This window comes from Promicromonospora sp. CA-289599, from assembly GCF_050936155.1.
Taxonomy (GTDB): Bacteria; Actinomycetota; Actinomycetes; order Actinomycetales; family Cellulomonadaceae; genus Promicromonospora.
Map to the genome: position 1 here is coordinate 5,500,676 of NZ_JBNJNI010000001.1, position 11,173 is coordinate 5,511,848.

The 11,173-nt window shown below is 72.5% G+C and carries 8 protein-coding genes; 5 read left to right on the plus strand and 3 right to left on the minus strand.

Features of this window, described 5'->3' with window-relative positions; all coding sequences use genetic code 11:
• The first annotated feature begins 65 nt into the window (after nt 1-65).
• Together ACQEVI_RS24460 and ACQEVI_RS24465 are read left to right on the plus strand one after the other, a co-directional pair.
• Nucleotides 66-1,067 (plus strand): proline racemase family protein, encoded by a 1,002-nt coding sequence (locus ACQEVI_RS24460; RefSeq protein ID WP_432904130.1) that lies wholly within the window; start codon nt 66-68, stop codon nt 1,065-1,067.
• Between the two features lie 93 nt (nt 1,068-1,160).
• On the plus strand, nt 1,161-2,678 hold the full coding sequence (locus ACQEVI_RS24465; RefSeq protein ID WP_432904133.1) for an aldehyde dehydrogenase family protein: 1,518 nt from the start codon (nt 1,161-1,163) through the stop codon (nt 2,676-2,678).
• A gap of 45 nt (nt 2,679-2,723) precedes the next feature.
• Here the strand turns inward: ACQEVI_RS24465 and ACQEVI_RS24470 are convergent, their stop codons facing one another.
• Entirely contained in the window at nt 2,724-3,722 is a 999-nt protein-coding gene (locus tag ACQEVI_RS24470; RefSeq protein WP_432904136.1) for an aldo/keto reductase, read from the minus strand.
• Between the two features lie 171 nt (nt 3,723-3,893).
• Nucleotides 3,894-5,063 carry an epoxide hydrolase family protein gene (locus ACQEVI_RS24475; protein ID WP_432904140.1) on the minus strand — a complete coding sequence of 390 codons (1,170 nt, stop codon included), beginning with the start codon at nt 5,061-5,063 and terminating at the stop codon, nt 3,894-3,896.
• Nucleotides 5,064-5,165: 102 nt separating this feature from the next.
• Here ACQEVI_RS24475 and ACQEVI_RS24480 point away from each other — a divergent pair, with 102 nt between their 5' ends.
• Together ACQEVI_RS24480 and ACQEVI_RS24485 are read left to right on the plus strand one after the other, a co-directional pair.
• A complete protein-coding gene (locus ACQEVI_RS24480) occupies nt 5,166-5,852 on the plus strand; it encodes a TetR/AcrR family transcriptional regulator (protein ID WP_432904143.1) in 687 nt (228 codons plus the stop codon).
• Nucleotides 5,849-7,459, plus strand: coding sequence for a CocE/NonD family hydrolase (locus tag ACQEVI_RS24485; RefSeq protein WP_432904146.1), 1,611 nt, complete (start codon nt 5,849-5,851; stop codon nt 7,457-7,459). The genes ACQEVI_RS24480 and ACQEVI_RS24485 overlap by 4 nt, the downstream gene beginning before the upstream one ends.
• Here the strand turns inward: ACQEVI_RS24485 and ACQEVI_RS24490 are convergent.
• Complete coding sequence (locus ACQEVI_RS24490; RefSeq protein ID WP_432904149.1) at nt 7,456-7,905, minus strand: MarR family winged helix-turn-helix transcriptional regulator; 450 nt, start codon at nt 7,903-7,905, stop codon at nt 7,456-7,458. The genes ACQEVI_RS24485 and ACQEVI_RS24490 overlap by 4 nt on opposite strands.
• Before the next feature lie 127 nt (nt 7,906-8,032).
• Between ACQEVI_RS24490 and ACQEVI_RS24495 the strand changes: the two genes are divergently transcribed.
• On the plus strand, nt 8,033-11,158 hold the full coding sequence (locus tag ACQEVI_RS24495; protein ID WP_432904151.1) for an efflux RND transporter permease subunit: 3,126 nt from the start codon (nt 8,033-8,035) through the stop codon (nt 11,156-11,158).
• The last annotated feature ends 15 nt before the right edge of the window (nt 11,159-11,173 follow it).

Below are 11,173 nucleotides of genomic sequence, written 5' to 3' on the forward strand. Positions count from 1 at the left end.
TATTCGCCCGCTCGAAAGGATTCGACGGGGCAAATACCCAGCACTCAACGGACCAAGGAGAGAGCATGCGTAGCAGTCGGACCATTAGCGCCGTCGATTCACATACCGAGGGGATGTCTACGCGGGTCGTGACCGGGGGTGTCGGGGTCATACCTGGGGACACCATGAACGACCGGCGGCTGTACTTCATGGAGCACATGGACGACCTGCGGCTGTTCCTCATGAACGAGCCGCGGGGGCACGCCGCGATGAGCGGCGCCATCCTCCAGCCGCCGACGCGGCCCGACTGCGACTGGGGCGTCGTCTACATCGAGGTGTCCGGCTGCCTGCCCATGTGCGGGCACGGCACCATCGGCGTGGCGACGGTCCTGGTCGAGACGGGCATGGTCGACGTCGTCGAGCCGGTCACCGAGATCCGGCTCGACACGCCCGCCGGGCTCGTCGTCGCCAAGGTGGCCGTCAGCGACGGCCACGCCGACGCCGTGACCATCGAGAACGTGCCCAGCTTCGTCACCGCGCTCGACCAGGTGATCGAGGTGCCCGGCTACGGCACCGTCCCGTACTCGATGGCGTTCGGCGGCAACTTCTACGCGCTCGTCGACCTCGACGATCTCGGGCTGCCCTTCGACCGTGCGCGCCAGCAGGACCTGCTCACCGCGGGGCTGGCGATCATGGACGCGATCAACGAGACCGCCATGCCGAAGCATCCCTCGCTCGACGGCGTGGAGGGCTGCCACCACGTCGAGCTGATCGCCCCCGGTTCGGATGCCCGGCACTCCCGGCACGCCATGGTGATCTACCCGGGCTGGTTCGACCGGTCGCCGTGCGGCACCGGGACGTCGGCCCGCATGGCCGAGCTCTGGGCCCGCGGCGAGCTCGGGCTGCACACCGACTTCGTCAACGAGTCGTTCATCGGCAGCCGGTTCGTCGGCCGCCTGGTCGCGGAGACCGACGTCGCCGGGGTTCCCGCCGTCGTACCGACCATCACCGGGCGGGCCTGGGTGACCGGAACCGCCAACTACGTGCTCGATCCCAGCGACCCGTTCCCGACCGGCTTCGTCTTCTGACTCTGCCCGCCCGACCTGCCCGCCCGACCTGCCCGCCCGACCTGCCCGCCCGACCTGCCCGCCGAACCCCGCCACCCGCTGAGGAGCCGACCCATGACCGCCACCGCGGCACCCGACCTCGACCGTACCGTCGACGACGTCGCCCGCCGGGCCGCCGACGCCTTCGACGAGCTCTCCCGCACGGCGCCCGGCGTCCGTGCCGAGGGCCTGCGCGCCGCGGCCGCCGCGCTCGCCGACCACGCGGACGAGCTGGTCGCCATCGCCCAGGAGGAGACCGGCCTCGCCGAGGCCCGTCTGCGCGGCGAGCTCAAGCGGACCCAGGTGCAGCTGCGCCTGTTCGCGCACGTCGTCGCCGACGGCGCCTACCTCGACGTACGCCTCGACGAGGCAGACCCCGAGTTTGTCCTCGGGCCCCGACCCGACCTGCGCCGCAGCCTCTGGCCCGTCGGCCCCGTGCTCAACTTCGCGGCGAGCAACTTCCCGTTCGCGTTCTCCGTCGCCGGCGGAGACACGGCGGCGGCGCTCGCGGCGGGCTGCCCCGTGATCGTCAAGGTGCATCCCGGCCATCCGCAGCTGTCGCAGCGCGTCGCGGAGCTGGCCTCGGTCGCGTTGGCCGCGGCCGGGCTGCCGGAGGCCACGCTGCAGCTGGTCGCCTCGCAGGACGCCGGGATCGCGCTGGTCGAGCACCCGGCGGTGCGCGCCGCCGCGTTCACCGGGTCGCAGCGCGTGGGGCAGCTGCTGGCAGCCCGGGCCGCCGCGCGGCCCGACCCGATCCCGTTCTACGGCGAGCTGGGCAGCGTCAACCCGGTGCTCGTCTCGCCGGAGGCGCTCCGCGAGCGGGCGGGTGACCTGCTCGCGGGGTACGTGGCGAGCGTGTCCGGTTCGGCGGGCCAGCTCTGCACCAAGCCCGGCTTCCTCCTCGTCCCCGAGGGCGCCGGGTACGACGACGTGGTGGTCACCGCCGCGGCGCAGGTGCCGGAGCACCGGCTGCTCAACCCGTCCATCGCTGACGGGTACGAGCGGCGGGTCGCAGAGGTGCTGGGGGTCGAGGGCGTGCGGGTGGTACACGCCGGCGGGTTCCGGCGCGACGCGGACGGACAGGCCTGGGTGACGCCCACGTTCGTCGCCGTCCCGCTCGACCTGCTTCGGAGCGCCGGGACGGCGCTCCTCGACGAGGTGTTCGGGCCGTTCTCCGTGATCGTGGAGTACCCGGCGGGTGCTCGCTCGACCGGTGAGCTGACGGCGGAGCTGGGCGCGGCGGTCGCCGAGCTGTTCCCCGGCAACCTCACGCTCACCCTGCACCTGGGATCAGGGGAGACGGAGGGGGAGTGGGCAAGCCTCGTGACGCGGCTGGCGCGGCACGCCGGCCGGATCCTGCTCGGTGGCTGGCCGACGGGCGTCGCCGTCACACCGGCCATGCAGCACGGTGGGCCGTGGCCGGCCACGACGACTGACGGGACGTCCGTCGGTACCGCGGCGATCGGCAGGTTCCTGCGCGGGGTCGCCTTCCAGGACGCCCCGCAGGAGCTGCTGCCGCCGCCGCTGCGCGACGACAACCCGTGGGACGTGCCCCGGACCGTCGCCGCGCGTGGCGAGTCGTCGGGCTGGTGACCGGCCCAGCCGATCAGCCCGATCAGCCCGATCAGCAGCCCCGCCTTACAGCCCCGTCATGCGGAGCATCGCCTCGGTGTAACGCTCGCCGCTGACCTGGATCTTCTCGGCACCGACCGCGATCTCGGCCAGGTCAGCGGCGGTGAGCTCGATGTCCGCGGCGCCGATGTTCTCCTCGAGACGGCTCGTCCGGCGGGTCCCGGGGATCGGGACGATCCACGGCTTCTGGGCGAGCAGCCAGGCGAGCGCCACCTGCGCCGTCGTGCAGCCCTTGCGGGCCGCGACGGCGCCGAGCAGCTCGACGAACGCCTGGTTGGCGTCGCGGTTCTCTGCCTTGAAGCGCGGAAGACCGGTGCGCATGTCGTCCTCGGCGAGCTGGGTGGCGGAGGTCAGCGCGCCCGTGAGGAACCCCCTGCCGAGCGGGCTGAACGGGACGAACCCGATCCCGAGCTCCTCGAGCGTCGGCAGGATCTCGGGCTCGGGATCCCGGGTCCACAGCGAGTACTCGCTCTGCAGCGCCGTGACGGGCTGGACCGCGTGTGCGCGACGGATGGTGTCGGCCCCCGCCTCCGACAGCCCGAACCGGCGCACCTTGCCGGCCTGGATCAGCTCGGCGACAGTGCCCGCGACGTCCTCGATCGGCACCTGTGGGTCGACGCGGTGCTGGTAGAAGAGGTCGATCACGTCCGTGCCGAGGCGGCGCAGCGCGGCGTCGGCCACCTCCCGGATGTGCTCGGGGCGGCTGTCCGTTCCGACGCTCCGGCCGTCCTCGTCGAGCTCGAAGCCGAACTTCGTGGCGATGACCACCTGGTCGCGCACCGGGGCGAGTGCCTCGCCGACCAGCTCCTCGTTGACGAACGGGCCGTACACCTCGGCCGTGTCGAAGAGGGTGATCCCGCGGTCGACCGCGCCGCGCAGGACCGTGATCATCTCCTCGCGGGTGCCCGGGTTGGGACCGTAACCCTGGCTCATGCCCATGCAGCCCAGCCCGATGGCCGAGACCTCGAGGCTGCTCGTGCCGGATCCCAGTGTTCGCGTCTGCATCACATGGCTCCTCGATCGTGATGAAGGGTTGCACCGAGCCTATGTCGCCTGGTCGGCAGTTGGCATCGAGATCGGTCCAGCGCTGGACCGATCTCGATGCCAACTGCCGACGTCATGCGAGAGTGCCGACTTCGACGCGAGGCGTCCTGCTTGGCTGTGCGCCAGGCGTCGTCAGCCCGCGCCACTCCCGCGGAACGGGCGGAAGAAGTCGCGCAGCTCCTGCGCATAGAGCTCGGGCTCCTCGAAGGGCGCGAAGTGCCCGCCCCGCTCGGGTTCCGTCACGCGGACCGTGTTGGCCGTGCGCTCGAGCCAGGCCCGCGGCGGGCGGACGACGTCGCCGCGGAACACCGAGAACCCGGACGGCACCTCGACCCGGCGGGTGAGCTGCCCGGCGGGGATGGCCGAGTTCGCGTTGTACATCCGCATGGACGACCCGATGGTGCCCGTGAGCCAGTAGATGGTGATGTTGGTGAGGATCTCGTCCCGGGTGTAGCCGCGCTCGACGCCGCCGTCGCTCCACGACTGCAGCTTCTCGACGATCCAGGCGGCCAGCCCGGCAGGGGAGTCGTTCAGCGCCGCGGCGACGGTCTGAGGCTTGGTGCGGTGGATCGCGCCGTAGGCGCCCTCGGTCGCGCTCCAGGTCGCGGCCTCGGCGAACCAGGCCCGCTCCGCGGCGGTGAGGGTTGCCGGGTCGCCGGCGAAGACGGGCAGGCCCCCGTCCGTGCGGTGCACCGCGGCGACGCGGTCGGGGTGGTCGAGAGCGAGGTATCGGCTCACGTGGCTGCCCAGGTCCCCGCCCGCGGCGCCGAACCGCTCGTAGCCGAGGGTCCGCATGAGCTCGGCCCACAGCCCGGCGACGGCGACGGAGCTCAGCGGCGGCCCGGTGGGCCGGTCCGAGTATCCGAAGCCGGGCATGTCGGGGACGACGACGTCGAACGCGTCGGCCGGGTCGGCGCCGTGCGAGCCAGGGTCGGTCAGGAGCGGGACGACCTTGGAGTACCGCCAGAACGAGTCCGGCCAGCCGTGGCAGAGGACCAGGGGCAGCACCGGGCCGGCCGGGGCCGCAGCGCGGGCGTGGACGAAGTGGATCCCGTGTCCGCCCACTCGGACGCGGAACCGGGGGAGCCGAGCGAGCGCGGCCTCCTGTGCCGGCCAGTCGAACCCGTCCGCCCAGTACGCGACCAGCTCGCGGAGATGGTCGAGGTCGGTGCCGAGGGACCACCCGACGTCCTCGGGGGCGTCGGGCCAGCGGGTCGCCCGCAGCCGCGCACGGAGGTCTTCGATGGCCTCGGGAGCCGTCCGCGAGACGAACGGCTCGGGGGCAGCAGGGGTGTCCGGCACGGATCTCACCCTACGTGGGCCGTCATTGTGAGGCGACGGCGATCAGGGCCCAGAGGCAGCCCCTACGAAAGCAGACACTTGTTCAATAATTAACATCTGTCTATGATCGGCGGCATGGAGCTCGACCTGGCGCAGTCGGCGCCCGTCAAGGACCGCCGCGTGCGGAGATCGCGTGCGGCGCTCACCCGGGCCGCCGTCGCCCTCGTCACGGAGCGGGGCACCGCCTCCGTGCCGCTCTCCGACATCGCGGCCGCCGCCGACGTGAGCCGGCAGATCGTCTACCAGCACTTCGGCGACCGGGACGCGCTGCTGCTGGAGGCCGCGCTGGACCTGGTCCGGACGGAGCTGATGCCCGGGCTTGCCGACGCCGACCCAGACGCCGATCCAGACGCCGACCCGGAGATCGACACAAGCACCGCCCCGGCGACCGCCCGGGATCAGGTGCTCGTCATGACGCGGCACTTCGCACAGCACCGCGTCTTCTACCGCGCGATGCTGAACAGCTCCAGCGCCTCAGCGCTCAACGAGGCGTTCGGCGGGCTGTTCGGCGCGGTGAACCGGCGTGCGTTGCAGGAGCAGTTCGCCGGCATGTTCGACCCCCAGCAGATCGAGGACCTCACGGTGTTCGTGACCGGGGGCAGCGCGAGCATCGTCTACGCGTGGGTCACGGCGGGCGACGAGCCGCTCGACCCGGAGGACCTTGCCGACCGGATGATCGGCCTGGCCGACATCTTCACCGCGGCACTGGGCCAGATCACCGCTACCGACACCAAGGAGTCCGGCCGATGAGCCTCATGAGTCATGTGCTGCAGCGCCAGCAGAAGCTTCCCGAGCCCCGGACGCGGCGGCTCCGGGCTGACCGGAACCTGCGCGTCCCGATGCGGGACGGCGTCGACCTGCTGGCCGACCGCTGGGCACCGCGCGACGGTGGCGACGGCCTGCCCACCGCGCTGATCCGCAGCCCGTACGGGCGCTCCGGGCTGTTCGCCGCGATGGTGGCCCGGCCGCTGGCCGAGCGCGGCTACCAGGTGCTGATCCAGAGCGCCCGGGGCACCTTCGGTTCCGGCGGTGTCATGGACCCGCTGCGCCAGGAGCGCGAGGACGGCCTGGACACGCTGGACTGGGTGATCAAGGAACCTTGGTTCGGTGAGGCGCTGGTGCTCTTCGGGGCGAGCTACATGGGCTTGGTGCAGTGGGCGGTCGCAGACAGCCTGCCGCCGCAGGTCAAGGCAATGATCCCTGTGGTCACCGAGTCGGCCCTGACCAGGGAGTTCCTGCGCGCGGACGGCCGGTCGCTGGAGGTGCCGCTCGAGTGGGGCGCCATGGTCGCCACCCAGGAGCGGCCGTTGGCGCTGCTGCGCATGAACGCCCAGACCAAGAGGTCCGCCCGTGCGCTGCGCACCCTGCCGCTGAGCGAGTTCGACGTCGCGGCGGTGGGCAGCCGGTCCCAGTACCTCCAGGACGCCCTGGCGCACGACGCCGCCGACCCGCACTGGGACCGTCTCGACCACACCCACCGGGTCGCCGGCACGAGCGTCCCGGTCAGCTCGGTCGCCGGCTGGTACGACATCTTCCTGCCGGGGCAGCTGCGGGACTTCAGGATCCTGCAGGACGCCGGCCGGACCGCCCGCCTCACCGTGGGGCCCTGGACGCACACGGAGCCGGTGGCAGCGACGTCCGAGGCGCTCGACTTCGGCCTGGCGTACGCCCGCGGCGAGGAGCCGGCGGAGCGCGCGCCGGTGCGGCTCTTCGTGATGGGGGAGGGAGAGTGGCGCGACTTCGAGAGCTGGCCGCCCGCGGGCTACGAGCCGCAGCGGTTCCACCTCCAGGCCGACGGCGGGCTCGCCGCGGACCTGCCCGTGGAGTCCGCCCCTGACGAGTACCGGTACGACCCCGCGGACCCGACCCCGGCTGCCGGAGGCATCAGCATCAGCAGCGGCGGCCGCGTCGAGAACAGCGCCCTGGAGTCCCGGCCGGACGTCCTGACGTACACGACCGAGGTGCTCGAGGAGGACGTCGAGGTCGTCGGCGAGGTGAGCGCGGAGGTCTGGTTCCGGTCGAGCCTTGCCCACGCCGACGTGTTCGTGCGGCTCTGCGACGTCGACCCCGAGGGCCGGTCGTTCAACGTGTGCGACGGCCTGGTGAGCCTGACCGGCGCGGACGCTCTGTCGCCGGCCGCCGTGACCCTGTGGCCGACGGCGCACCGGTTCAGGCGCGGTCACCGCATCCGGGTGCAGGTCTCCAGCGGCGCCTTCCCGCGCTTCGCCCGCAACACCGGGACCGGCGAACCACTCGCGTCCGCCACGACGCTCCTGGCCGCGGACCAGACCGTCCATCACGACCCGGAGCACCCCTCGGCGGTGATCCTGCCGGTCCGGTCGGCGCAGGGCGGCTAGCTCGCCAGCCGGCGGGCCGCCTCCAGCAGGGCGCCGGTGCCCTGGACGAGCGCGCGCAGGTCGTCGACGGAGAGCAGGGCGAGGAGGTCCGGCGGCAGGTCGTCGTCGTGCGCGACGAGGCGACGGATCGCCTCGGCCCCCTTCTCGGTGCTGGTCACGCGGCGGACCCGGCCGTCGACGGGGTCCTGCGTGCGCACGGTCATGCCGGCGGCCGTCAGCCGGTCCAGGATCCCGGAGACCGTGGCGGCCGAGACGCCGAGCGCCTCGGCGAGCCGCTGCGGCGTCGACTCGCGGTCGACCTGGACCAGGGCCAGCGCCCGCAGCTGCTGCACGGTCAGGTCCGTCTCCAGCAGCGGCCGCAGCCGCGTGGCGAAGAACTCCTCGCCGAGGAGGCGGTGCAGGTGGGCGAGCTCGGCGACGAGCTGGTCGCGGGTCTGGTCGGTCACGGGGTGACTGTAGTTGCGTGGCGGGAACCCCGGCCGGATCCTTTGCGTTAGGCAAAATACTGCGCCGGAGGGGAAGTGGGCCCGGCGTATCCCCAGATCTGGAGGCAGTGTGTTCCGTCTTGCCCGTATGTCGCTCGCGAACCGCGCGCTCGTCGCGCTCGCGACGATCGCCGTCTTCCTCGTCGGCATCTACAGCATGGGGCAGCTCCGGCAGGAACTCATCCCGTCGTTGAACGTGCCGATGGTGGCGGTCACCGCCGCCGACCCGGGTACGTCGCCCGAGATCGTCGCCGACCGGGTCACCGACCCGATCGAGACGGCGGTCCGGACCATCGACGGCGTCACGGGCGTGACCTCCACGGTCTCCACGGGCGTCTCCATGACGACGGTCGAGCTGGAGTACGGGACCGACGTCGACACGATCGAGCAGGAGATCACCTCCGCGGTGGACGGCCTCCGGGACCTGCCGGAGGACGTCGAGCCCCAGGTCATCGCCGGCTCCCTCGACGACCTGCCCGTGGTGCAGCTCGCGGTCTCCGGCGACGGCACCGAGCAGGAGCTCTCCGACGCCATCGAGTCCGTCCTGGTGCCGGAGCTGACGGGGATCGCGGAGGTCCGCGACGTCACCGTGACCGGGACCACCGAGCGCCAGGTGGTGATCGAGGCGGACGACGAGAAGCTCGCCGCGGCCGGGCTCAGCGCCACGCAGCTCTCGTCGCTGCTGCAGGAGAACGGCACGGTCGTGCCGGTGGGCGAGGTGACCGAGGACGGCGAGACGAGCAGCGTCCAGGTGGGCACCTCCGTCGAGTCGGTCGAAGAGCTCGAGAAGCTGCCGCTCGTGCCCGCCGCGGGTGCCCCGGGCACCCCGGGCGGCGTCGCCGGCGCACCCCAGGCCCCGGGCGCCGCGCCGGAAGCCGAGCCCGCCCCCGCCGTCGTGCACCTGGGTGACGTCGCGGAGGTGCGCGTGCAGGACGTGCCGCCCACCTCCTTCTCCCGCCTGGACGGTGAACCGTCGCTGGCCATCGCCCTGACCAAGACGCCGGACGGCAACACGGTGGACGTGTCGCACGCGGTGCACGACGTGCTGGCCGACGCGCAGGAAGAGCTCGACGCGGAGGGCGTGAGCACCACCGTCACGTTCGACCAGGCGCCGTTCATCGAGGAGTCGATCGAGGGCCTGACGACGGAGGGCGGGCTCGGCCTGCTCTTCGCGGTGCTCGTGATCCTCGTGTTCCTGGCGTCGATCCGGGCCACGCTGGTCTCGGCGATCTCGATCCCGCTGTCGCTCGCGGTGACGTTCGCGGCCATGAACCTGACCGGCTACACGCTGAACATCCTCACGCTCGCGGCGATGACCATCTCGATCGGGCGGATCGTTGACGACTCGATCGTCGTGATCGAGAACATCAAACGGCACCTGTCGTACGGCGAGGACCGGGTGGACGCCATCGTCACCGCCGTCCGCGAGGTGGGCGCCGCCATCACCGCCTCGACGGTGTGCACGGTGGCGGTCTTCGCCCCGATCGCGCTGGTCGGCGGCATGGCCGGCGAGCTGTTCCAGCCGTTCGCGGTCACCGTGGCGATCGCGATGGGCGCGTCCCTGGTCGTCGCGCTCGTGGTCGTGCCGGTGCTGGCCTACTGGTTCATCAAGGTCCCGGCCTCGGCCGACGGCGGCGTCGCCATGCGCGAGGCGGCCGAGCTCAAGGAGCGGCGCGGCGCCTGGCAGCGCGCGTACGTGCCGTCCCTGTCCGCCGCGCTGCGTCACCCGGCCGTCACGCTGGGGGTCGCGGTGGTGCTGCTGGCCGGCACCGTGGCGCTGGTGCCGCGCATGGAGACCAACTTCATCGGCAACGCGGGCGAGGACACGCTCACGGTCACCCAGGAGTTCGAGCCGGGTACCGCCCTGGCGGCCCAGGACGAGGCCGCCAAGGAGGTCGAGGACGTCCTCGCCGACATCGACGGCGTCGAGACCGTGCAGACCACCGTCGGATCCGGGGACGGGATGGCCGCCGCGTTCGGCCAGGGCGGCGGCGCCGGCAGTGCGTCGTTCGCGCTCGCGCTCCAGGACGACGTCGACGGCGAGGCCGTGCAGGACGACGTGAGCGAGGCGCTCGACAAGGCGGACCTGACGGGTGAGGTCACCGTGGGCGCCGGGGACTCCGGGTTCGCCGGCAGCACCGTGGACCTGGTCGTCACAGCCGCCGACGCCGACGGGCTGGCCGACGCCGCGAGCACCGTCGAGGACGCCGTGACGGGCCTGGACGGCGTGGCGGACGTGACGAACAACCTGGCCGCCGAGCAGGCCGGCATCCAGGTGACCGTCGACCGGGACGCCGCGGCGGAGGTCGGGCTCACCGAGGCCACGGTCTCCGGGCTGCTGGCCGGTGCGATGAACGAGTCGAGCATCGGGACGGTCGACCTGCGCGGGTCGTCGCTCGACGTCGTGGTGGCCGGCGACCCGCCGGAGACGGCGGCCGAGATCGAGGACATCGAGGTGCCGACGGCGGCGGGCGTGCTCCCGCTGAGCGACCTCGTGACCGTCGAGGAGGTGTCCGCCCCGGCGTCGATCACCCGGGTCGACGGCGAGCGCAGCGCCACCGTGGCCGTGACCCCCTCCGGGGACGACCTGGGCGCGCTGTCCCGGACGCTGACCGCGGAGATCGAGGACCTCGACCTGCCGGACGGCGCCGAGGTGAGCGTGGGCGGCCTCGCGGCCGACCAGGCCGACGCGTTCGCGGACCTCGGCCTGGCGCTGATCGCGGCGATCCTCATCGTGTACCTGGTGATGGTCGCGACCTTCCGGAGCATCGGGCAGCCACTGATCCTGCTGGTCTCCGTGCCGTTCGCGGCGACCGGTGCGCTGGGCGCGCTGCTGCTGACCGGCACGCCGCTGGACGTCGCGGCCCTGATCGGTGTGCTGATGCTGGTGGGCATCGTGGTGTCGAACGCCATCGTGCTGATCGACCTGATCAACCAGTACCGGGCGGACGGGCGGCCGCTCGACGAGGCGGTCAGGGAGGGGGCGCGGCAGCGGCTGCGGCCCATCGTGATGACCGCGGCCGCGACGATCCTTGCCCTGACCCCGATGGCGTTCGGCCTGACGGGCGGCGGGGCGTTCATCTCGCAGCCGCTGGCGCTCGTGGTGATCGGCGGCCTCGTGTCCTCGACCCTGCTCACGCTGTACGTGGTGCCGGTGATCTACACGCTGTTCGAGCGGCGCACCGAGAAACTGGCGGCGGGCACCGCGCGGTAGGCGCGGTGCCCGCCA